24 protein-coding genes and 1 tRNA gene are annotated in these 22,773 nt (G+C 62.1%); 16 read left to right on the top strand and 9 right to left on the bottom strand.

The window, feature by feature from the left end; genetic code table 11:
• Positions 1-63 precede the first annotated feature (63 nt).
• From L1K66_RS15370 to L1K66_RS15360, 3 genes are all read left to right on the top strand, one after another.
• The gene (locus L1K66_RS15370; RefSeq protein ID WP_252258661.1) at positions 64-2,154 is read left to right on the top strand and encodes a RelA/SpoT family protein; all 2,091 of its coding nucleotides are present in this window, start codon (positions 64-66) and stop codon (positions 2,152-2,154) included.
• A 9-nt stretch (positions 2,155-2,163) separates the two neighbouring features.
• On the top strand, positions 2,164-2,535 hold the full coding sequence (locus tag L1K66_RS15365; RefSeq protein WP_252258660.1) for a VOC family protein: 372 nt from the start codon (positions 2,164-2,166) through the stop codon (positions 2,533-2,535).
• Positions 2,536-2,628: 93 nt separating this feature from the next.
• On the top strand, positions 2,629-4,449 hold the full coding sequence (locus tag L1K66_RS15360; protein ID WP_252258659.1) for a methyl-accepting chemotaxis protein: 1,821 nt from the start codon (positions 2,629-2,631) through the stop codon (positions 4,447-4,449).
• A gap of 2 nt (positions 4,450-4,451) precedes the next feature.
• Here the strand turns inward: L1K66_RS15360 and L1K66_RS15355 are convergent, their stop codons facing one another.
• Positions 4,452-4,787, bottom strand: coding sequence for a DUF1905 domain-containing protein (locus L1K66_RS15355; RefSeq protein ID WP_252258658.1), 336 nt, complete (start codon positions 4,785-4,787; stop codon positions 4,452-4,454).
• Entirely contained in the window at positions 4,784-5,842 is a 1,059-nt protein-coding gene (locus L1K66_RS15350; protein ID WP_252258657.1) for a peptidylprolyl isomerase, read from the bottom strand. Before L1K66_RS15350 ends, L1K66_RS15355 begins: the two co-directional genes overlap by 4 nt.
• An 84-nt stretch (positions 5,843-5,926) precedes the next feature.
• Here L1K66_RS15350 and L1K66_RS15345 point away from each other — a divergent pair.
• Positions 5,927-6,017 (top strand) — tRNA-Ser (locus L1K66_RS15345).
• Positions 6,018-6,283: 266 nt separating this feature from the next.
• On the opposite strand, the gene L1K66_RS15340 is transcribed toward L1K66_RS15345, so the two are convergent.
• The 7 genes from L1K66_RS15340 to L1K66_RS15310 form a co-directional block, all read right to left on the bottom strand.
• The gene (locus tag L1K66_RS15340; protein ID WP_252258656.1) at positions 6,284-6,652 is read right to left on the bottom strand and encodes a hypothetical protein; all 369 of its coding nucleotides are present in this window, start codon (positions 6,650-6,652) and stop codon (positions 6,284-6,286) included.
• Positions 6,653-6,661: 9 nt separating this feature from the next.
• A complete protein-coding gene (locus tag L1K66_RS15335) occupies positions 6,662-7,930 on the bottom strand; it encodes a Y-family DNA polymerase (protein WP_252258655.1) in 1,269 nt (422 codons plus the stop codon).
• Complete coding sequence (locus tag L1K66_RS15330; protein ID WP_252258654.1) at positions 7,930-8,349, bottom strand: LexA family protein; 420 nt, start codon at positions 8,347-8,349, stop codon at positions 7,930-7,932. The genes L1K66_RS15335 and L1K66_RS15330 overlap by 1 nt, the downstream gene beginning before the upstream one ends.
• A 122-nt stretch (positions 8,350-8,471) precedes the next feature.
• Complete coding sequence (locus tag L1K66_RS15325) at positions 8,472-9,095, bottom strand: plasmid pRiA4b ORF-3 family protein (protein WP_252258653.1); 624 nt, start codon at positions 9,093-9,095, stop codon at positions 8,472-8,474.
• Positions 9,096-9,169: 74 nt separating this feature from the next.
• Positions 9,170-9,565, bottom strand: coding sequence for a hypothetical protein (locus L1K66_RS15320; protein ID WP_252258652.1), 396 nt, complete (start codon positions 9,563-9,565; stop codon positions 9,170-9,172).
• Positions 9,562-10,872, bottom strand: coding sequence for a recombinase family protein (locus L1K66_RS15315; RefSeq protein WP_252258651.1), 1,311 nt, complete (start codon positions 10,870-10,872; stop codon positions 9,562-9,564). Before L1K66_RS15315 ends, L1K66_RS15320 begins: the two co-directional genes overlap by 4 nt.
• Positions 10,869-11,318, bottom strand: a complete 450-nt coding sequence (locus L1K66_RS15310) for a DUF2924 domain-containing protein (protein WP_094472994.1) — start codon at positions 11,316-11,318, stop codon at positions 10,869-10,871. Before L1K66_RS15310 ends, L1K66_RS15315 begins: the two co-directional genes overlap by 4 nt.
• Before the next feature lie 409 nt (positions 11,319-11,727).
• Here L1K66_RS15310 and L1K66_RS15305 point away from each other — a divergent pair, with 409 nt between their 5' ends.
• From L1K66_RS15305 to L1K66_RS15250, 12 genes are all read left to right on the top strand, one after another.
• Positions 11,728-13,938, top strand: coding sequence for a hypothetical protein (locus L1K66_RS15305; RefSeq protein WP_252258650.1), 2,211 nt, complete (start codon positions 11,728-11,730; stop codon positions 13,936-13,938).
• Positions 13,939-14,028: 90 nt separating this feature from the next.
• Positions 14,029-14,271, top strand: coding sequence for a hypothetical protein (locus L1K66_RS15300; RefSeq protein ID WP_252258649.1), 243 nt, complete (start codon positions 14,029-14,031; stop codon positions 14,269-14,271).
• A 100-nt stretch (positions 14,272-14,371) separates the two neighbouring features.
• Complete coding sequence (locus tag L1K66_RS15295) at positions 14,372-15,094, top strand: RNA polymerase sigma factor (RefSeq protein WP_252258648.1); 723 nt, start codon at positions 14,372-14,374, stop codon at positions 15,092-15,094.
• 86 nt (positions 15,095-15,180) lie between these two features.
• Entirely contained in the window at positions 15,181-15,384 is a 204-nt protein-coding gene (locus L1K66_RS15290; RefSeq protein ID WP_252258647.1) for a hypothetical protein, read from the top strand.
• On the top strand, positions 15,381-15,689 hold the full coding sequence (locus tag L1K66_RS15285; RefSeq protein ID WP_252258646.1) for a hypothetical protein: 309 nt from the start codon (positions 15,381-15,383) through the stop codon (positions 15,687-15,689). Before L1K66_RS15290 ends, L1K66_RS15285 begins: the two co-directional genes overlap by 4 nt.
• On the top strand, positions 15,689-16,441 hold the full coding sequence (locus L1K66_RS15280; RefSeq protein WP_252258645.1) for an ATP-binding protein: 753 nt from the start codon (positions 15,689-15,691) through the stop codon (positions 16,439-16,441). The genes L1K66_RS15285 and L1K66_RS15280 overlap by 1 nt, the downstream gene beginning before the upstream one ends.
• A 19-nt stretch (positions 16,442-16,460) precedes the next feature.
• The gene (locus L1K66_RS15275) at positions 16,461-16,952 is read left to right on the top strand and encodes a DUF669 domain-containing protein (RefSeq protein WP_252258644.1); all 492 of its coding nucleotides are present in this window, start codon (positions 16,461-16,463) and stop codon (positions 16,950-16,952) included.
• A 57-nt stretch (positions 16,953-17,009) separates the two neighbouring features.
• Positions 17,010-17,372 carry a hypothetical protein gene (locus L1K66_RS15270; RefSeq protein ID WP_252258643.1) on the top strand — a complete coding sequence of 121 codons (363 nt, stop codon included), beginning with the start codon at positions 17,010-17,012 and terminating at the stop codon, positions 17,370-17,372.
• Complete coding sequence (locus L1K66_RS15265; protein WP_252258642.1) at positions 17,372-18,316, top strand: PDDEXK family nuclease; 945 nt, start codon at positions 17,372-17,374, stop codon at positions 18,314-18,316. The genes L1K66_RS15270 and L1K66_RS15265 overlap by 1 nt, the downstream gene beginning before the upstream one ends.
• Complete coding sequence (locus L1K66_RS15260; protein WP_252258641.1) at positions 18,309-20,054, top strand: DEAD/DEAH box helicase; 1,746 nt, start codon at positions 18,309-18,311, stop codon at positions 20,052-20,054. Before L1K66_RS15265 ends, L1K66_RS15260 begins: the two co-directional genes overlap by 8 nt.
• On the top strand, positions 20,051-20,251 hold the full coding sequence (locus L1K66_RS15255; RefSeq protein WP_094472986.1) for a DUF6511 domain-containing protein: 201 nt from the start codon (positions 20,051-20,053) through the stop codon (positions 20,249-20,251). Before L1K66_RS15260 ends, L1K66_RS15255 begins: the two co-directional genes overlap by 4 nt.
• Entirely contained in the window at positions 20,251-22,578 is a 2,328-nt protein-coding gene (locus tag L1K66_RS15250) for a PriCT-2 domain-containing protein (protein ID WP_252258640.1), read from the top strand. The genes L1K66_RS15255 and L1K66_RS15250 overlap by 1 nt, the downstream gene beginning before the upstream one ends.
• Positions 22,579-22,773: the final 195 nt, after the last annotated feature.

The following is a 22,773-nucleotide window of genomic DNA, read 5'->3' as shown; positions in this document are numbered from 1 at the left end:
TTTGATCCGCTCACCTGTCTTATTGCTTGCCCCTTTTCGCAGTGCAGCACATATTCGGATGCTATGCTGCGCCAGTACGAACTAGTTGAGCGGGTCCTGACCTACGATCCCGACGCCGACGAGGCGTTGCTCAACCGTGCCTATGTCTACACCGTGCAGAAACACGGCAGCCAGAAACGCGCCAGCGGCGATCCCTATTTCTCGCACCCGATCGAAGTTGCGGGCCTGATGACAGACCTGCAACTGGATCAGCAGACCATCATCACCGCGCTGCTGCATGACACGGTCGAGGATACGCTCGTCACGATCGAGGATATCGAGGCGCATTTCGGCAGCGATGTCGCCCGGCTTGTCGATGGCGTGACCAAGCTGTCCAAGATCGAGGCCATGCCCGAAAACGAGCGGGCGGCGGAAAACCTGCGCAAGTTCCTGCTGGCCATGTCCGAGGATATCCGCGTGCTGCTGGTGAAGCTGGCGGATCGCCTGCACAACATGCGCACGCTGCATTTCATCAAGAAGCCGGAGAAACGCCAGCGCATCGCGCGCGAGACGATGGATATCTATGCCCCGCTGGCAGAGCGGGTGGGCATGTATGAATACATGCGCGAAATGCAGGCGCTGGCGTTCAAGGAGCTTGAGCCCGAAGCCTATGCCACCATCACCAAGCGACTGGAGCAATTGCGCGGCCGCGACGGCGGGCAGGTCGATGCGATCGCGCTCAAGATCAAGCAGGCGCTGGCCGAAGCGGGTCTGAAAGTCGAAGTGACGGGCCGCGAAAAGCATCCCTATTCGATCTGGCAGAAGATGTCCGAGCGCCACGTCAGCTTCGAACAGGTGACCGACATCATGGCGTTCCGCGTGATCACCGAAAGCGAGGCCGATTGCTATGCCGCGCTGGGGGTATTGCACACCACGTGGCAATTCCTGCCGGGGAAGTTCAAGGACTATATCTCCACGCCCAAGACGAACGGTTACCGTTCGCTGCACACATCGCTGATGTATGAGAATTCGATGCGGGTGGAGGTGCAGATCCGCACTCGTGAAATGCACCGCACCAACGAATTCGGGCTGGCCGCGCACTGGGCCTACAAACAGCATGACAAGGCCGATGGGCAGGTCGGCTGGCTGCGCGACCTGATCGAAATCGTCGATGCCAGCCACGATGCCGAGGAACTGCTCGAACACACTCGGCTGGCGGTCTATCAGGATCGCATATTCGCCTTCACGCCCAAGGGTGCGCTGTTCCAGCTGCCCAAAGGGGCGACCGCGGTCGATTTCGCCTTTGCGGTGCATACCGATCTCGGTCTTGATTGTGTCGGGGCGAAGATCAACGGCCGTCACATGCCGCTGCGCACGCAGCTGGCGAATGGCGATGTGGTTGAGATCATCAAGGGCGCCAATGCCGAACCGCAGCTGTCCTGGCTCGGCTTTGTCGTCACCGGCAAGGCGCGCGCCGCGATCCGCCGTTCGGTGCGGATGAAGGAACGCGACGAGGTTGCTGAAATCGGTGCCAAGCTGTTCGATGAAATCGCCACCCGCGTCCCCGCCCGCATCGGCAAGAAGGCGATCCGCGCGGCGGTCGAACGACTGGGCATGGACGAACCCGAAGACCTGATGTTCGCCATCGGCGCGGCCAAGCTGACCGATCGCGAGGTGATGGAGGCGCTGGTTCCCGGCTGCACATCCGAATTCGAAGAGGATGAGGACTGGCACCAGCGCGAACGCCAGATTTCCATTCGCGGGCTGACGGCGGGGGTCGGTTTCGAACTGGCGCAGTGCTGCCACCCGGTGCCGGGCGACCGGATCGTCGGGCTCAGGCGCAAGGGTGAAACCGTGCTGGTTCACGCGATCGATTGTCTTGAACTGGCCGACGGTGTGGATGCCGACTGGCTCGATCTCAACTGGGGCAGTCGTTCGCATGGCGCGGTGGGGCGGCTGGCGGTGACGCTGTATGACCGGCCCGGAACGCTCGCGGAAATGGCGGGCATATTCGCCCAGAACAAGACCAATGTGACGAGCCTAGTGCAGACCCAGCTTGATCATCCTTTCACCACCTATGAAATCGATGCCGAGGTGCAGGATCTGGCGCACCTTACCCGTATCCTTTCCGCCTTGCGCGCCAGCGACGCCGTGGCTCAGGCTGACCGGATCTAGGAGGCAGGCATGGCGATCATCGGTTTGGACCACATCCAGATCGCCATTCCCGGCGGAGGAGAAGAGCAGGCGCGGCAGTTCTACGGCGATCTGCTGGGGATGCATGAAGTGCCCAAGCCGGATACGCTTTCGCCCACCGGCAGCTGGTTCGAGCGCGGCGGTGTGAGCCTGCATGTCGGAGTGGACCCGGATTTCACTCCGGCGCGAAAGGCGCATCCGGCGTTTCTGGTCGATGATCTCGGGCGGCTGCGCACCCGGCTTGAGGGTGCGGGATACGAATGCCGGGATGACAAGCCGGTGGAAGGCTATTCGCGCTTTTTCGCCTTCGATCCCTTCGGCAATCGGGTCGAATTCATGCAGGCAAACACCCACGATGGTTAAGCCCGGGTTTACCCGGATTTAATCCCGTCCCGCTATCGCCAGACGGTTGCCACTGCCCATCGGGGCCGGGCAAGCGACCGGAGAACTGGCCAAGTGAGCGCAATCGATCACGATTTCGATCTGGAGGACGCTGTCCCCCTGACCCTGTCCGACGAAGACGCGCGCGGCGTGCGCGGTGCGGCGCGTGGCGGATTTTTGGCGCGGCTTTCCGTCCCGGCAAAGCTCAATCTGGCCGTATTCGGCAACACCATCGTGCGGGCGCTCATCGCCGTCGTGATGCTCGCCGGGACATGGCAGCTGGCGCAGGGCGGGGAACGTCAGGCGATTCTTGCCTCGGTCGAGGTGCGCACCAACAACGCGGCCATCGCGCTGGTCGCGGCAACCGACGGGCTGGATGCAGCGGCAGCGGGTGACGCGGAGGGTTTGGCCAAGGCTCGCGATTCCTTCCGCACCGCCCATGATGCGCTGAAAGACCCGGTGGATTTTGCCGGTGATCGCATGCCCGCCGATCTGGTGCCGGTGATGCAGGATTTCCTCGCGACGGTTGATGATCTGCGCAGCGATGCCGATCGCCTCAACGAGAACCAGCGAGAAATCGCCGCGCTGCGTGCCGAAACGCAAGCGGCCTATGCCGATATCAGCGGGTTTGCGGTGCCATTCCACGATCGCGCCGCGCAGGGTGCGGACGAACTGTTTGCCGCCATCACTCGCTTCCTGCTGACCTTTGTCGTTCTGACCGTGGTCGGGATTGCGATTTCGCTGCTCGGCGCGCGCCGGATTATCGGCGATGTCACCGGCATGATCACCGCGATCACCGGCTCGATGCAGCGGATCGCCGCTGGCAAGACCGACAGCGAGATTCCGGGGCGCGAACGGCAGGACAAAATCGGCGCGATGGCACGCGCACTGGGCGTTTTCCGGCAAAGCTCGCTTGAACTGCGCGATCTCAACCAGACCCGCGCGCGCGATGCCGAAGCCCAGCTTGCCCGGCAGCGCGAACTGAGCGAGCAGATGCGCGCCATGCGGCTCGAAAAGAGCCAACTGCTCGACAATATGGCGAGCGGGTTCGAAGTTTCCGTGGGTGAACTCATCACCGCCGTGTCCGCCGCCTCGGAGCAGTTGAAGGCCACCTCGCGCCAGATGGTCGAGCTGGCCGAGGATTCGAGCGAACAGGCCGACAGCGCGAGCGCGGCGATGGAAGAGGCGACAGCCAATGTCACCGCCGCCGCCGCCGCGACCGACGAATTTGCCCTGTCGATCAGCGAAATCAGCCGCCAGGCCTCCGCTTCGGCCCAGCTGGCGCGCGGGGCCAGCGAGCTTGTCACCACCGCCAACACCAAGATGAGCGACCTGTCGCAGGCGGCGGTCGAAATCGGCGAGATCGCTGGACTGATCCAGACCATCGCCCAGCGCACCAATCTGCTGGCGCTCAACGCCTCGATCGAGGCGGCGCGCGGGGGCGAGGCAGGGCGTGGCTTTGCCGTGGTGGCGAGCGAGGTGAAGGAACTGGCGATGCAGACCAGTAACGCCACCAGCAGCGTGACCGAGAAGATCACCGCCATGCAGGAATCGACCCGCTCCAGCGCCAGCGACCTGTCCGTGATCGTCACCCGCATCAGCGAACTGGAACAGGCCGCAGTGATGATCGCCAGCGCGGTCGATCAGCAATCGGTTTCGGGCGAGGAACTGGCGCGCAACATCGACACTGTCGCCGCCGGATCGGCGCAGGTCGGCAAACGGCTTGAGGCGCTGCGCGGCGCGAGCGAGGAAACCGGAACCGCCGCCGACGATGTGGTGGCAAGCGCCAATGCGCTGGGCGCCCATGCGGAGGAACTGCGGGCGAAAGCCGGACGCTTCATCGCCGACGTGCGCCTGTCTGCCCGCGAACTCGAAGCGGGCGGGGTGGAACTCTAAATCTAGAGCGGGGTCACCGAGACTTCTATCTCGTCGCCGGGGGCAATGTCTTCCGCGCGCATCACCTTCTTGCTGACGAGCAGCGTCCAGGCATCTGATCGCTTCGACATCTCATCCAGTTTCATCGGGAAAACCGAGGTTTTCCAGGATGTCTTGCCGATGACGGCTGTAACTTTGATCGATCCGAACCCGCGCTGCCTGCCATATTCGAGCCGGTGCATCAGCGCGTGACCCGCCAGCGCTTCAGCTTCTTCCCCGCCAAAATTGACGAAGTGGTACACTCCGCGTTCCCCCTGCCAACGCTGGAGGGGAAGGGTGGCGGCGACGGTCTCAGTCACTCCTCAACCGCATATTCAAACGTCCTAACCGGCACGGGGATGTTGCAGATGTCCGCCCCGCCTGCGGGCACAATGAAGAACGGATCGCGGCGGTTGGCGCGGGCCTCGGCATATCTGGCGAAGGTTTCGCCTTCGGTCGAAAGGTATTCAAACAGTGGACGCTCGTCTTCGGGCAGGTCGGCAGCGACGCGCACGGACAGGATCGGGGTGCGTTTGTGTGCCTCTTCCTCGGTATAGAAGCCCAGCGCGCCCGACCCGCGCGGCAGGCTGGAGAGATGCTCCATCCCGCTGATCACCCGCCCCACCAGCGCGATGTTGCGATCAAGATGGCGCGGCGCATGGCCGATCACGGTATAAAGCTCCGCGCCCGAGCCGGTGTCGGGGGAATAGTTCCGCCCGACGCCGACTATGCCGTAGCAATGGACGGGCCAGATCGCTTGTTCCCGCGAAATCGCTAGTGGCCAGCCACGAGCCAAGATTGTCCCGTATGCGTAGCGATCCTTTAGGAACCGCTCGTCCCAATCACCTGTGCTCACAGCAAAGTCGGCCGGGGCTAGGCCACCCGCAATCATTCCGTTCAAGAGAGCGCGTTGCCAAGTTTCGAGGTCGGGCAATGCCGAACGAAAAGATGAGACATACTCATCCTCTCCCATCACCTTCAGCCCCTCGGGCAGGGGCTTTGCCTCGCCCGTCGCTTCAGGGTTGTCGTAATTGGGATCGCCCCATTGGGTGACATAATTGTCCTGCACCCGGTTTACGCTGATGCCGTCATACCAGCCGCTTCGCGCGAACAGGCGGATATTGTGGACCCAGCCTTGCGAGAACGGCGCGGGCATCAGCTGGATGACCACCGTCCGCTCGTTTCCGTCGGCATCGGGGGCGAGCGTCATCACCAGCAGATCCTCCGCCGGAATCTCGATCCACTCCTCCGGCGCAGCCATATTGACGATCTCGTTGGGAGACGGAGCGGGCGTTTCCGTCTGCGCGGATACGGGCGCGGTTACAGGCAGGGCGATGGCAAGCGCGGCGACGGCGACCAGAAGCGTGTTTTTCATGCGCGGCAATGTGCCACCCGATCGAGGCTTGCGAAAGAGCAACCTTGCGTCTATCCGCGCCGTTCTGTCCCTGCCGGGACAGATGGAGCAGTGGCCGAGTGGTCGAAGGCGCACGCCTGGAAAGTGTGTATACGGTAACACCGTATCGAGGGTTCGAATCCCTCCTGCTCCGCCATTCAACCTATTGGAATCGTTCTATTCCTTAGGTTGGGCTCGAAAATTCCCGTGTGTTTCAAGGGTTATAGGCCAAGGGCTCTCCACCGGGTTCAGCCGGATATGCCCCTACCATGCTCTCTCTCGGCCGATATTCTCCAAAGCTCTCGACTACACCGGTTTCAGTGTAGAGCTTTATCCCATTGAAAATGATTGGCCTTTTGGCCCTACTTTTTGCGGTCAGAACCGGGATTCACCTCAAAATCCGTCCCGGTTCCAACCGCCGCATTAGCTAAAAGCTTGGGCGATGATCAACGCGAGAGCCATGATCGTGATCCACGGCCAAGGCGTTGACCAGGGTGATCGCACCTTCAACTGCTCAAGCTGGGCAATCGCCATCTGAACGCTGGCCTGCTGAAAGTGCAGGTCCTTGAGGGCCGCCTTCATTACGTCGGTTTCGACGTAGGTCGATGCGTCGTCGGCCAACAGCTCGACCTCCTCAAGCAACCGAAGTACCTCCTGCAGTCGAGAAACTGCGCTCGGATCCGGTGTGCCGAGCAACGCCATGGCTTCCTGATGCTTGCTCTTGGCGAGCGTCAGCATCTGGCTGATGTGTTCGACGGCAGCGTCAGGTAGTTCGGGATCGGCAGCGTCCATTCGGCACTTCTACCCCATCTTCGCGGCAGGGATATCCCCCCATCGGGTCGTGAAGCTGGGCGACAGGTTTTCTTGCCGCATCCGCCATTCGCCGCCCTTTCGGGCCAGCCCCAGGCGGACCTTGCCGCGACCGAAACGGGAGTTGATCTCGTCCAGCGCCGCCATCAGGCCGTCAGGCTGCTCAATCACGTCAAACAGCGACGCAGGCACCGATGCAGGATCGCCGAGGTCCAGCAGCAAGACTCCGGCCTTCCTCCAGCCATACCCATCGCGCCAAATGCGATCGAAGATTCGCAGGACGGCATCGGTGATGACTCGGGTGTCGCTGGTCGGGCGCTGGAATGTAGCGGAACCCGATACTGACTTCTGCGCGGCGTTCTGGTCGAATGGGTCGGTCCGGATGAACAATTGGACCGCGCCCGCCACCTGTCCGGCATGCCGAACCTTCTCGGCCACCCGCTCCGCAAAGCTCATCACAGCATCGTGAACCTGCCCCTTGTCGCGGATCGCTTCCCCGAAGGTTCGTGAGCAGCATGTTGTCTGGCGCGGCGCTGGCTGGTCGTCGAGCGCATGGCAGGCAATCCCGCGAAGCTCGTGAACCGTTTTCAAGCCGACGATACCCATGCGCTTCCTAACCCAGCCGTCCTGGGCGCTAGCGAGGTCATGGGCCGTGAGGATGCCGCGCTCCTCCAGCATCGCGCTCCAGCGCCGCCCAATCCCCCAGACATCGCCAACGGCCGTCTTACGCAGTGCCGCCTCCGTCCATTGCGGGTGATGGCTGAGATCAAGAACGCCGCCTGCCTTGGCTGATTTCTTCGCGAGACGATTAGCAACTTTGGCCAGTGTCTTGGTCGGCCCGACGCCGATCGACACCGGGATCCCGGTCCACTGGTGCGTGCGTAGCCTCAGGTCCCGACACCAGTCGGTGAGATCGGCGACCGCCATCCGGTCGAGATCGAGGAAGCATTCATCGATGCTGTAGATTTCATGGGCCGGCGCCTGCGAGCCCAGCACGCTCATCACGCGCTCCGAGATGTCACCATAGAGGGCGTAGTTCGAGGAACGGACGATGACGCCATGCTCGTCGACCAGCTTGCGGATCTTGAACAACGGCGCGCCCATCGCGATGCCCAGAGATTTGGCCTCATTGGAGCGGGCGATCACGCAGCCATCGTTGTTGGACAAGACCACGACCGGACGGTCCCGCAAGTCCGGCTGGAACAGCCGCTCACAGGATGCGTAGAAATTGTTGCAGTCGACCAGTGCGAAGGTGGGCATCAGCGTCCACAGTGACGCCGGATGCTGTGGGTCACGACGCCCCAGATTTCACAGCCATCATCGCGGATGGGCAAGGTTGGGAAGTTCGGGTTCTCAGCCGCCAGCTGCCATGCGCCGCCGACCCTCTGGAGCCGTTTGACGGTCAGTTCGCCATGAACGACGGCAATGACGATATCGTCGGGCTGCGGGGTAATGCCGCGATCGATGACAAGCAGGTCACCATCGAAAATCCCGGCGCCGCGCATGGATTCCCCGGCCGCGCGCACAAAGAAGGTTGCGGCCGGCCGCCGCACCAGATGCTCGTTGAGATCGAGCTTGCCCTCGATGTGGTCATCGGCAGGGCTTGGGAAGCCAGCCTCTACAGGCGAGCCGAACAACGGCAGTTCGAGCGGGGTGGGACATTCGACGAAGCGCAGCACTTTTCAGGTTCCAGAATGAATGGAACATAAAAAGAACATTGTTGCCGTGATTCGTCAACGGATGCGATCCGCTCGCGCGGTAAACTCGCTACAGGGGTGGCGCTGGCCGCGCCCCACGCCTTTCAGTCGTTTGCTGGCTTCAGGATACGCTTGGCCGCCGCGTTGCGGCGTGCGGCAATCCGGCCCAGCGCCACCTCGATCGGGAAAACATCCAGTTCGTCGGGATCGTATTCGTCGAGCCACTCGCTGATCTCGGCATGATCCGGATGGGTTGGGTCGGACCTGGCTTCCAACATCTCGTAAAAACCGGGAATGCCTCCGCAATCTTCGGGCGGACAATCTCGCTCACCGCCAATGTAGCGGGGGTAGGCTTTGCCGGGATCGCCGCGACGCACATCGCTGATAACGAGCTCGTGTTCCCAGTTGTCGCCGAAGTCGTAGGTGTAATCGATCGGCGTGGTGCCCGGGCCAATGACGTCACGCAGACGGGTTCGCAAGGCGGGCTTGCGCGGCGCTGTGCCCCAGTCTTCGTCCGTGGGCAGGCCATAGGTCTGACCGCCGATGACGAACTGCCAGAGGTGATAGTCCAGCCATCCCATGGTGACCTGGACGATATCATGCAGGACCTTGAGGGTGATCGAGGTCGGAACTTCAAGCTCGCGCCAGATCGGCGGGTCAGACTCCTTGAGCGTAATGCGCAAGGTGGCGATCTCGGTGAAGCTATCGACGGCGCGGGCGTTGGTCATGGTGCCTGCGATAGCAAGCCAGGGTCGCCGCCGTCAGCAAAAAGCATCCGTGATTTTGACCGAGATGCACCCCATCAGGCGTTGATGCCGAAATGTCGCCGCTGCGCGCCCCATTCATTGGGGAAAGGCGCTGCCAGCGTAGCAAGATCGATCCCGTCGCCCTGCCGGCCGTCGAGAATGGCATCGACGATGTCTGGGGCCAGCAGTGTCATGCGCAGGACCCGGGTTAGATAGCTCAGGCCGATCTTTTCCTTCCCCGCGAGGTCAGACACCGAGGTGTAGGCCCCGGTTTCCAGCAGGCGTTTCCAGCGAAAAGCTCGCGCCAGCGCCTTGATCACCGTGTTGTCGGTGCGGGGGCGCTGAAGCTGGGCACCGGCTGGCAGAACCATCTCCTTGCGGCCGCCGCGTTTGGTGATCTGGAAGGGAATGTGGATCGACACTGTCTGTGGAATCGTCACGACCTTGTTCACGCTGCCTCCTCCAGTTCCGGCACCTGCAATTCGCGGGCCAGCGCATCGAGCCCGTCCACCCGCAGCTTCAGCTCGAGGCCGGCGCTGCCAACGATGACCCGGTCGACTAGTAGCTGCACGATCCGGGCCTGCTCGGCCGGGAACAGTTCATCCCACATTGGGTCCAGATTGATCAGAGCCTCCCGCGCTTGAGCTTCGGTCATTGCGGGCGCGTGTTTCACGGCCTCCTTCCATGCGCCGATGATGATTTCCGGCTGCCGGAAAACGGCCCGCAGCTGATTGACGACCGCACCCTCGATTTCGGCGGCAGGCACGCGCCCGACCGTTGTGGAGCCTGCTCCATGACGGAGCAGCGTCTGGCTGACGTAGTAGCGGTAGAGCTTGCCGTTCTTGCAGGAGTGGGTTGGTGAAAACGCCCCGCCATCCGAACCCCAGAGCAGTCCCTTCAGCAACGCAGGCGTATTGGCGCGCGCACGGTTGGCCCGGGTCCGAGGGCTTTCCTTCGTGATGGCGCGAACGGCATCCCAGAGCTCCTGATCGATGATCGCCTCATGTTCACCGGGATAGCTTTTGCCCTTGTGGACGGCCTCACCAATGTAGGCCTTGTTGGCGAGCAGGCGATACAGGTAGCCCTTGGTAATCGACTTGCCCTGGCGGGTCGTGATGCCTCGCTCCCGCAATTCCCGAAGCAGAAGTGTGGCCGAGCCGACATCGCGGAACCGCTGGAAAATGTAGCGGACATTGGCCGCCGCCTTTTCATTCACCACCAGTTTGCGGGACACCACGTCATAACCCAGCGGCGGGACACCGCCCATCCAGATCCCCTTGGCGCGGCTGGCCGCGAACTTGTCGCGGATGCGCTCTGCGGTCACCTCACGCTCGAACTGGGCAAATGACAGCAGGACGTTGAGGGTCAAGCGGCCCATGCTGGTCGTCGTATTGAACGCCTGCGTCACCGAGACGAATGTCACGTCGTTCCGGTCGAACACCTCGACCAGCTTGGCGAAATCCATCAGGGATCGCGAGAGTCTGTCGATCTTGTAGACCACCACCACGTCGATCAGTCCGTCCTCGATGTCCGAAAGCAGGCGCTTCAGTCCCGGACGATCAAGGGTGCCGCCGGAAATGCCGCCGTCGTCATACTGGTCGCGGACCAACACCCACCCTTCGGCGCGCTGGCTCGTGATGTAAGCCTCACAGGCCTCGCGCTGGGCATGCAGCGAGTTGAACTCCTGCTCCAGACCTTCTTCCGATGACTTGCGCGTATAGACCGCGCAGCGCAGCTTGCGGACGACCGGTTTGTTCATGCTGCCCTCCGATGATCCTTGAGGCCGAAGAATATCCAGCCATTCCAGCGCGACCCGGTAATGGCGCGGGCGATTGCGGACAGTGACTGGTAGGGACGCCCCTGCCATTCGAAACCGTCCTGGGTGACGGTCACGGTGTGCTCGACACCCTGCCACTCCCTGATCAGCCGTGTTCCGACGATCGGCTTCAGGTCAGCCCGCACGCGCCGGGTGGTAATGTTGCCGCCGTCGAGCTGCTCCCCCATCTGTTGAAGACGCCTGACTGTTTCCTGCTTGAGGCCGCCGTAGGCCAGCTCCTGGATGCGGTAGGCCAGGCGGCTTTCGAGGTAGCGCCGGTTGAATGCCGGCGGTTCCTCACTGAACAGTTCACGCCACTGCTTCTTGAGCTCGGCGACCGGTGCCGCCTTCATGGCAGCCAGGCGGGCAAGTACGGGATCGGGTTTCATTGTGCGTTGCTCCACGGAGTTGGAGGTGCACTACCGCTCTGTTCAGGCGCGAAGTGTAGCGGAAAGTTTCCATCTTCTTCAGATAGTTGACCGACATTCCGAAGGTGCAGGCGGGCGAGGCCAAGCCCGAGGATAGCGCACAGCTCAGTCCGTCGCTGGGCGGGGGACATGTCGCTCGGTGGCAGCGGATTGGGGCGTTTCACTTGTGGGTCTCCGTCTCTCGTCCGGCTGTGCCGAACGATGGTGCTGAGACGGAAAAGCCAGCTGCCTGAACTCAATGGGACACTGGGCGGCAAAACTGCTCACAGGGTGTGAACAAGTGTGGAACATCCCCCTTGCGCACCAAACCTGTGACAGCGATCATATCCCGCGAATCATAGTATCCGCATCGCTAAATTCCGGGGGACACATGGCACGAAAAGCAAGTTCTATTGGACCGTTCGCCCTCGGCATCATCGAAGATGCCAAGATCGACCTCCTCTCTGATCTTCTCGTACTTCGTGAGAACGACACAGAGCCGAACTTTGGTTTGCCTGATGAAATCCCAGCCCCCGGAAATTTCGATGCAGCCACCGATTTCAGGAAGAAGTTGATCGATGCGCTGTCACTCTTCGACAGTGACGATTTGCGTCCCATTGAGCAGCGTTGCCGAAGGGTCAAAGCCCTTGCCGACGGCAAGGGCATTTCATCACTCGACACGATTGCAGAAAAGCAGCTCGAAGACGCCGTGCTGCAGGAGTTCAAGAACCAGCCCGATCCGCTTTGCCGCAGCATATGGACGTTCATTAATCAGCGACGGGCTTTCGAAGATGCCGAGAGCTTTTATTACGCCCGTCAGTTCCGGGACTACGGAAAGATGTACGACGCCTTCGAGGTCGAGCTCGAGAAGGCGGTGGCCATCGATGCTTCCTCAATCGACGAAGCGGCGCTGGCGAAGCAAATCACAAAGGTTCTTGATCTCAAGACTGCCTGCACAGTCAAAGCTCTGGATCTCCCCGCGACAACCACGCATCTGGCATCAATTATGCTGATTGTGCGGCACGGCGGGCCATTGTCGAGCGTCTACGACCATAAAGCCGATGGACGCAGAGGTACGATCTATTTCCGCCCGCCGAACGAAGCGACCTTGATTTATACGCCATCGAGCCGACAGATCGAAGTGTGCGCCGACAGCGCCAACGTCCGACAACAAATCAGCAGCGCGTTCGCGGAGGTTGCGCTTGGACACGATGTTTCGCGCAAGCCGCTCTCATGGAAGCACTACAATCTCTCTCGGTTTCGGACAGGTTTCAGCCTGCCGATTCCTTCTATTCCCGGCTACGATATTCGCCTTGCCCGTGTGCTCGAAGCGGAGGTCCGGCTCGGATCATGGAGCCGCAAACTGTCGCTCAAGGTTGCGATTGAAGACGACATAGAGGAAGTTGCTAACCGTTATCTCAGGCCGAACAATGTCTTCAGCCGAGCCGAAGGTTTCAGCAAAATCGGGATTGCCGTTGCATACAGCAAGGAAGGTGATGCGCGTGCACGCACGCTGAACATTACGATTGCCGGCAGCAAGAGTTGCAACCTTCAAAGCAACAAGGACCCCGAAGAACGTAGCTTCGGATATGCCCTGCTGGACTCCTGGGGGATCATGACCACCTTCAGACAGATTGAAAATGGTGACTTGCGGTCGATATTCTCGCAGCTGGTGAAATTGTACGATCGCGTGGATGAGCAGGTAAGCGGTTCGCGCCTTCAGGAAATGGGGCTGGATCCAGGCCGTCTGATCGAGGGCGGCTTGCTGGAGCGTCGTAGTCGGCAGGAAATCATTCTGGATGAGGATAACGGTATCGAGGGCGAATTCCGTGTCGGGCCTTCCTCGACGCTTTCGATGCTCCAGACTGTCGGTCCCTTCGGCCAATCGGGAGGCGTCATTCCTACCCAAGATCTTCAGATGTATGTGGTCAATAAGGATTGGTTGCATGAGACGATTCTGCGTTTGTTGAAGCCACTACTGAACAAGCGTGCGTCGGAACTCCTTGACGATGACCTGACCTTGCTCGGCTCCATGCAGGTCGATGCTGCTGAAGTGCCGTTGTATTTCGCGCGGCGTCTCGATGATCTGAAAACCATTAGCCGGCTGGATGTCTCTCTCCGTGCGCGGAACAGCGCGGGCGTGGGCATCGTTCTCTGCGCGAGTCCTGAAATGCCGGCATACCTTGGTCCCAACGTCGTGGTGCCGATACTCTCCAACCTGTCGCCAGTGGGCGAAGATCTCGTAATTGCACGTGATGGCCTTGAGCTTGCCTACCGAAGTAACCTGACGCTCGCCCGCGGGGGTGCGATACCACAAGTTCTGCGGTCTGGGACGCAGTCAGCTTCGCTGCATATTCCGGGCAAGGACCCGCTCACCCTTACCGGGGCTGACCAGATTAAGATCTTCGAACGATTGGTATCAGCTCATAAAGCCGGTAGCCCTGAGGTGCAGGTGAAGGTGTTGATGGATGGTTTAGGTTCGCGCAGTCCGCAAAATGCATTCCGAAGCGAAGCCTGGAAAAGCATCGACGACATTTACATCATCAAGGGCGGTAAACGAGGATATTGGCGGTTGGCGGTCGAGACCACTCAGGCCGCATAGGGCCGTCTAACAAGCGTCGAACATACGATGCGGGACGGTCAAACAAAGTGGTGATTATTCGGTGTGCTCCCTGAAACGAGGAGCACCCCGATGACGACTCCCTACCACTCCCGCCGCGTGGCCAATCAGAGCCACATTGCTGGCACTCCCACGACCACCACTGAACGCGAATGGCGCTGCAACTGCTGCGCCAAGCTGCTCGGCGTCTGCCGTGACGGCCAGATGCACCTGCGCTTTGCGCGGGGGCACGAATATCTCGTGGGCTTCCCCGTTGTGGCCACCTGCCGCGGTTGCGGGGCGCTGAACACGGTGACCGGTCCCGCGCTGCGCTGAGGCGCGAACACTCTCCAAAATCCCAAAAACGCAGAGGCGCGCGACGCCCTGACCTGGCCGGAAGGAGGCGCTGGACGCCCGGCCGCAAGGCAGGCGTCCAATGTCCTTCACGTGGCACGATTTCCACGGGAATCTCATGCATTCTTCCTCCACCCTCAACTTCCAGCGCGGCTTCGCCATGGTGCGCAACCGCCACCACGTATTGACCCGTTTTGCGGATCCGGCGGCATTGTTGGACCACCTGCACCGCGGCGATGCGTCCTCGGACAAGAAGAACACCATCCTTACGCAGTTGATCGAGAGCGCCAAATCAGACGATCGCGCCGGGGACTGTGCTCTCACTCTGATGCTGCTGGCGCTGTGGCCTGGGCTGGATGGCGTCTTCCGGCGTTCCCGCGCCCGACACCTCGGCCAGGTCGACGAACTCGCCTCCGAAATTCTCGCCCGCGCCACCGCAGCGATCAGGGGTCTTGATCTGACCAAGGTCAGCTGGGTCGCCGCCACCATCGTCAAGAATGTCGAACGCGATGTGCTGCGTGCGCACAATCGGGAAGCCAGCCGCCAAGCTGTGCAGGACAAGTTCGACGTCGATCTGCACGGCGGCGTTTTCGAGATCGCTGACCCGGAACTGGAGCCCGGGAAACTGCTTGCCGAACTGACCCGTCTGATCGGCGTGGACGCAGATCTCGTCCTTCGTGTGGTCATTGACGGCTACACGCAGGCGGAGGCTGGCCAGCAACTGGGCCTGACAGAACCGGCCGCGCGCAAGCGGTTTCAGCGCGCGCTGAAGCGGCTTCGTGACCAAACCGAACAGAAATCCTGACTCCGTTGTCCCGCCCGGTGCGTGACGTTGGCTTTTCAAATTCGGACGCACCGAGCGTCCAGCCAAAACACAGGAAGTCCCAGTTGATGAGCAATACGACTGCCATCCCTACTGAGCCTCTGAAGCGGATCCCCGGCCTCTTCCGTCGTTGGGAGTTGCCGGAAATCTTCAAGGTTCAGTGTCGGTACCACATCGAAGAGGCCGGCACCCACGCCGACGGCACCCCGCTGTTGGCCGTCTACTCGAGCGGACCTGAGGTCCAGCCCCAGGTTAGCGATCTCCCCGAATGAAAGGTTTCGCCATGTTGTTCCCCAACCCGATCGCGCGTCTGCGCAAAGCCCATTATGCCCTTGAAGACCTGCCTGACGCAGTCACCTTCCCGAAGCACCCGGCCCGCGAGAGCGATGACCCGCTCCCGCTCGAAGATACGACCGTCGATGATATCGCCTTCGCCATCGTCGCTGCCGACCAGGAAAGCATCGCTGCTTCCAACCGCGCCTCGGCCCTGAAGCGCCTTTACAAGATGGCCCGCGAAGCCGGCGCCATCGGTATCGACCCTGCCGTGAAGTCGGCCCTCAAGGGGAGTGCGAGCTGATGGCTATCTCGCTTGCCTCCCTGCAGACGTCGAGCACGCTGCGCCCGCCCCGTATCCTCATGCACGGCGTGCACGGCGTCGGGAAGACCACCTTCGCGGCGGGTGCTGATGCCCCGGTGGTCATCATGACGGAAGACGGCCTTGGCATGCTCAAGGTGCCGCACTTTCCGCTGGCGACGAGCTATGCGGATGTCATCGAGGCGCTCGACGCCCTGCTGAGCGAAGATCACCCCTATCACACGGTGGTCATCGACAGCGTCGACTGGCTCGAACCCCTGGTCTGGGCCGAGACCTGCCGCCGCAACGGCTGGGCTTCAATCGAGGCGCCCGGTTTTGGCAAGGGCTATGCCGAGGCGCTGACGGTATGGCGCGAATATCTCGACCGCCTGAATGCCCTGCGTGACCGCCGCGGCATGGCCGTTGTCCAGATCGCCCACACCGACATCAAACGTTTCGATAGCCCTGAGCACGAGCCCTACGACCGTTACGTCATCAAGCTTCAGGCACGGGCAGCAGCCCTGCTGCAGGAGCACTGCGACGTCGTGCTTTTTGCCAACTACCGCATGTCCATCACGAAGGCGGACGTTGGCTTTAACAAGAAGGTAGCCCGTGCGCTCGGCTCCGGTGAACGCGTCCTGCACACCGCCGAGCGCCCGGCCTTCCTCGCGAAGAACCGCTACGGCCTGCCCGACACGCTTCCGCTCGATTGGAAAGCCTTCGTCGCGGCCATGCCTCAGCCCGAACAGTCCTGATCCGACGGAGATTTCCACCATGGCACGTTTTGACACCGCCTTCGATGCAACCGGCATCGAACCCACCACCGGCTACGATGTTCTTCCCGCCGGCAAGTACCGCGCCCAGATCGTCGAGAGCGAGATGCGCGTCACCCGCAACGGCATGGGCCAGTTCCTCTGGCTGATGCTCGACATCATCGAGGGCCAGTACCAGGGCCGCAAGTTGTTCGACCAGCTCAACCTTGTGAACTCGAACCCCCAGACGGTCGAGATTGCACAGCGCACGCTGTCGGCCATCTGCCACGCCACCGGCAAGCTCCAGGTCAACGACAGCGTCGATCTGCACCTGGTGCCGATGACGATCCAGGTTGGCGTGAAGCCGCCCAAGGACGGCTACTCGGAGAAGAATACGATCCGCTACCTCGTCCCGGAAAAGACCACGCCCGTGGCGCCTGCCTATCAGGCCGCGCCCACGGCCTCGCAGACTTCGGCCGCTCCGGCTGCTGCTCCCTGGAACCGTAACGGCTGACCTCTGCAGGCCGCTGCGGGAAATCGCGGCGGCCTCAGCCAGACAAAGAGAATGACCATGACTGAACCGCTCAACGCGGCCCCTGTGGCCGCGAACGCCCCCGGCTTGCCTGAAAAACAGCGCCGCCTGATCGAACTCGACGACGCCATCGCCAAGATCCGCACCCAGATCGCGACCGCCGATCTGACCCGCCAGACGCAGGGGAAACCCATCGACCCCGTCTGGTTCAATCGCGCCCGCACCGCGCAGCGCCACCTCTACCGCGAACGCGCCGAACTGCTCGCCGATGGCAGCGGCTGGCACCGCCGCAACAAGGTCAAGGACGCGCTGATCGACATCCTGCGCGCCCGCCACGATCCCGAAATCTGGACCGAGCTTCTCGCCGAAGCACGCGCCCGCAGCGAAGCGGAGGATCTGTGATGGCTGAGCTTCCCGCCCCGCCGACGCCGACCCTTACGGCGATCTACAACGCCTACGAGGCACGCCAGGGTGACGGCTTCCGCGAGCACCTTGGTGCATCTCTGATCGGCAAGCCCTGCGGCCGCGCGCTGTGGTTCGATTTCCGCTGGGTCACGTCTTCGCGCTTTTCGGGCCGCATGCTTCGCCTGTTCGAGACCGGGCAGCGCGAGGAAGACCGGATCGTCGCCAACCTGCGCTCGACCGGCGCCACCGTACTGGAGGTCGATCCCGAGACTGGCCGCCAGTTCCGCGTCGAAGCCCATGGCGGTCATTTTGGCGGCTCGCTTGATGGCGTCGCCCTTGGCCTGCTGGAGGCACCGAAGACCTGGCACGTCGTCGAGTTCAAGACCCATTCGATCAAGAGTTTCGCGGATCTCGTTGCCAAGGGCGTCGTGAAATCGAAGCCCCAGCACGCGGCCCAGATGCAGATCTACATGCACCTCACCGGGCTGACCCGGGCCATGTACGTCGCGGTCTGCAAAGACACCGACGCTTTGCACATCGAGCGGATCGAAGCCGATCCTGAGGCTGCTGCCCGGCTGCTCGACAAGGCCAAACGCACCATTGATGCCCAGCATCCGCCGGCTCGGATCAGCGAAGATCCGACCTGGTTCGAGTGCCGCATGTGTTCGCACCATGCTGCCTGCCACACCGGCGAAGCGGCTGCGGTGAACTGCCGGACCTGTCTGCATTCCACGCCCGTCGAGGGCGGTTGGCACTGCGCCCGTCATGACCGCAGGCTTGGTGCCCAGGACCAGCGCCGCGCCTGCGCCCGCCATCTCTTCATCCCTGATCTCGTCCCCGGAACCGTCACCGACGCCGGCGAGGATTTCGTCGCCTACCGCATGGCCGACGGCTCCGACTGGCTGAACGACGCGCGCCAGAAGGAGGCCGCAAATGCTTAAGCTCCGCCCCTACCAGCAGTCGGCGATCGCCGCGATCTACAGCTACTTCGAAGACAAGAACGGCAACCCCTTGGTGGTCATCCCGACCGCTGGCGGCAAAAGTCTGGTCATGGCCTCGTTCATCGACGGGGTGCTCAAGGCGTGGCCCGACCAGCGTATTCTGGTCGTGACCCATGTCCGCGAGCTTATCGCCCAGAACCATGCCGAGATGCTGGGCCTGTGGCCGCAAGCCCCTGCCGGTATCTACTCGGCCGGCCTTGGGCGCCGTGATGCCGAAGCGCGCATCCTGTTTGCAGGCATCCAGTCGATCCACCGCCGCCCTGCGGAAATCGGCCACTGCGATCTCATCCTGATCGACGAAGCCCATCTCATCCCGGGCAAAGCCAGCACGATGTACCGCAAGTTCCTTGATGCGATGAAGCGCATCAACCCGAAGCTGAAGGTGATCGGGCTGACGGCTACGCCATATCGCCTGGACTCCGGTATGCTCCACGAAGGCGAAAATGCACTGTTCACCGACATCGCTTACGAGGTGTCGGTCCGCGACCTGATCATTGCTGGCTACCTCAGTCCGCTGATGTCCAAGCAACCGCAGACCAAGCTGGATGTGACTGGCGTCGGTACGCGCGGGGGCGAGTTCATCGCCCGTGATCTCGAGAAGGCGGTCGACCAGGACGCAATCACCAAGGCCGCAGTGGGAGAGATCATCGCCCACGGTAAGGACCGGAAGTCGTGGCTGGCCTTCTGCTCCGGTGTCAGCCACGCCTCCCACGTTGCCGAGGAGTTCCGCCGGCGCGGGATCAGTTGCTCCACGATCTTCGGCGATACCCCCAAGGACGAGCGCGACCGCATCATTGCGGAGTTCAAGGCCGGCAAGATCCGCGCGTTGGCATCGATGGGGGTGCTGACCACCGGCTTCAACGCCCCGGCCGTGGACCTGATCGCCATGCTGCGCCCGACCAAGTCGGCCGGGCTTTACGTTCAGATGGCTGGGCGCGGCACACGGCTGGCGCAAGGCAAAGACAACTGCCTAGTCCTAGACTTCGCCGGAAACGTGAAACGTCACGGTCCGATCGATCTCGTGAAGCCGAAGCGGCCGGGTTCAGGCGATGGTGATGCGCCGGTCAAGGTCTGCCCCGAGTGCGAGAGCATCGTTGCTGCCGCAGCTTTGGAATGTCCGGATTGCGGATACGTTTTCCCGGCCCGCAGGGTGAAACTGGCACCAACGGCATCGACACTTGCCGTGCTGTCGTCAGGCATGCCCAAGCGTCCGGAATGGCTGCAGGTCTCCAACATCTCCTACCAGCGTCATGAAAAGCCGGGTGGCCGCCCTTCGCTCAAGGTCACCTATCAGTGCGGCCTTGGCTGGCACCACGAGTGGATCTGTCTCGAGCACACCGGCTACCCCCGCACCAAGGCCGAGGCATGGTGGCGTGAACGGGCGCCGGGCATTCCTGTACCGCGCTCGGTCTATGAGGCTCTGCAGCTGGTCCACCGCCTGCGCCGCCCCAGCCACATCGCTGTGCGCCCGTCGGGCAACTACACCGAAATCAACAGGGCAAGGTTCGACACATGCCATACGCCAACCCCGGGCTCTGCTCGGTCTGCCATCGCGAACCCCGCGGCTTCGGCTGGTTCGTCCCGCACTACCGGGTCTCCGATCCCCGCCGGGACGAAAGCCGCAAGTATCTTTGCAGCCGCGATTGCCAGGAACTCTGTCACCGGAGGCAAGGCATGATCAACACCAGCCGCAATGAACAGGCCGCCATGGTCAAAGGCGGCCAGGCCGGTGGCCGCTATCTCGAACAGATCGGCAAGACCGACCTTGTGGCACTGACTGACGCCGAGTGGTCCGCCTTCGTCGAGCATCTCATCACCGGTTACTGCGACCACCTTCGCGAGCTTGCTGCCGACCTGTCGGAGTGCCCCTTCTGATGAACACGTCCTTCATGGCGCGCCATGGTTCGCGCCTTCTCGCCAACGGCTATACCATCCTGCCCATCGCGCCCGGCGGCAAGAAGCCGGGCCGGTATCAACGCGGCGCATGGGTCGACTATCCCGAATGGAACCGTCATGCTGAGCGGTCTACGACCGAGGTCGAGGTTTCCACATGGTCTGCATGGCCGGACTGCGGCATCGGTATTGTCGGTGGTGGCGTGGCCGCCATTGACATCGACATCCTTTCGGCCCCGGACCTTGCGCTCCAGATCGAGCAACTGGCCCGCGCCCGGCTTGGAGATACCCCGGCGCTTCGCATTGGTAGAGCGCCGAAACGCCTGCTTGTCTACCGTACCAGCGCCCCTTTCCGCGGCATTCGCCGGGCTCCGCTGGAGGTCCTGTGTCTGGGCCAGCAGTTCGTCGCTTACGCCGATCACCCGGATACCGGCCAGCCCTATGCCTGGCCCGAGGAAGGCCTGTCAGAACTCGATCTGGACAGCCTGCCGGTCATCGATGCAGAGATGGCCGCGGCGTTCATGGATGAGGCACTGGCGCTGGTCCCGCCTGAACTGCGGCCATCCAGTCTGACCTCAGTCTCTGCCAGCACCCCGGCGGTTCCGGCGCATGCGCAAGCCGGCACACAGGACGCGATCCGCGCCGCGCTTCAGTATCTGCCCAACAGCGATCTCGACTACGACAGCTGGGTGCGGATTGGCATGGCGATCAAGGGCGCGCTCGGCGATGACGGGAAGGACCTGTTCACGGGCTGGTCTGATCAGGCTGTGAAAAACGTCGCCGCTACGACCGAGAAGGCATGGGGCAGTTTCCGCCCGGACCGCATTGGTGCTGGCTCGATCTACCACCTTGCCATGGAACGGGGCTGGAAGCCGGATCCAGGCCTGGTCCTCGACGGCAGCCAGCCTGGGGATGAAATTCACCCGGCATCTGGCCTGCTAGCCCGGCTCGATACCACGGCCCCGGCTACTGAGGATGCGCCGCCGCCCAAATTTGCGCTGACGATCCCGGGCGGACTGGTCGGTAAGCTGACTGATTACATGCTATCGACCGCTCGCCGGCCTCAGCCGCTGCTCTCGCTTGGCGCCAGCCTCTGCGCAATCGGCGCACTGATGGGGCGGCTCTACCGTACCGAAAGCAACCTGAGGTCGAACCTCTACGTGGTGGGCATTGCGGACAGTGGCTCGGGCAAGAACCACTCCCGCGAAATCATCAACGAGGTGCTTTTCGAGGCCGGGCTCGCCAATCATCTGGGCGGCAACAAGATCGCGTCCGGCGCGGGGCTGCTGACCGCGTTGCATCGCCAGCCCGCGATCCTGTTCCAGATTGACGAGTTCGGCATGTTTCTCTCGGCAGCGGCAGACCGCAAACGCAGCCCGCGCCATATCACCGAGATCCTCGACAACATGACCGAGCTTTACACCTCGGCCGGTGGGATCTTCCTGGGTGCGGAATATGCCAATCGCGACGGCACCAATGAGCGGCGCGACATCGTCCAGCCTTGCCTCTGCGTTTATGGCACGACGACCCCCATGCACTTCTGGGGCGCGCTGCAAGGGGCCAATGTGGTAGACGGCTCGCTCGCCCGCTTCCTGATCCTGCCCAGTGACGAGGACTACCCCGACGAAAACGTCGCTGTCGGGCTCCGCACCCCGCCACCGGACCTGATCGCGGGCCTGCAACTGCTGGCGTCTGGTCCCGGCCAGCAACGCGGCAATCTTGCTGGCACGACCTCGGGGCCGCAGACCGCTGTGGTGTTGGCCACTGTGCCGATGACCGATGATGCGCGTGCCCGTTTCAAGTCGCTGAGCGGGGAGCTGACCGACGAATTGCGGGCGGCTGCAGGCACCGCCTTTACAGCCATCCTTGCGCGCATCGGTGAGATCTCGCTGAAGCTCGCGCTGATCGTGGCAGTGGGCAATGATCCGGTGGCTCCCGTCATCACGATCGATGACGCGGACTGGGCCATTGCCTTCGTGCGTTACTACGCCCAGCGGGCAATGGATGCGGTGGACCGCCATGTCGCAGATACCGAGACCGAGGCTCACCTGAAACGGCTGCGTGAACTGATCCGGGCAGCCGGCGCCAAGGGCATCACCAAGTCTGAACTGACCCGCAGCTCCCAGTGGCTCAAATCCCGGGACCGCGACGATATCATCCAGACCTTGATCGAGAGCGGAGACGTGACGACGGGCATGCGCAGTTCGGCCACCAGGCAGGCCATGGTCTACAGACTGGCGCGCTGGTCGGGTAATTGGCGGGACGCGAGTGGCCAAAAGGTCGCCACACACCACCAAGGGCCATCGTGATGCATCCATCCCCTCTGGATGGTCCTTCAATGGCCCAATATCCGTCAAAAGCAGCTTTATGGCATCCAAGCGCATGGATTTACGAAATAAAATCGGATTTCGGAGAAAGCTCAATCTTTCAAGGGGTGCCTTATATATCCCCTCGCGTACGCGCGCGTTTTAAAGATAGAGAGGCGTACCCCTATAAAAATAATA

This window comes from Erythrobacter aurantius, from assembly GCF_023823125.1.
Classification (GTDB): domain Bacteria; phylum Pseudomonadota; class Alphaproteobacteria; order Sphingomonadales; family Sphingomonadaceae; genus Erythrobacter; species Erythrobacter aurantius.
Note: the sequence above shows the minus strand (reverse complement) of the source record. Positions and strands in the feature narration are given on the sequence as shown.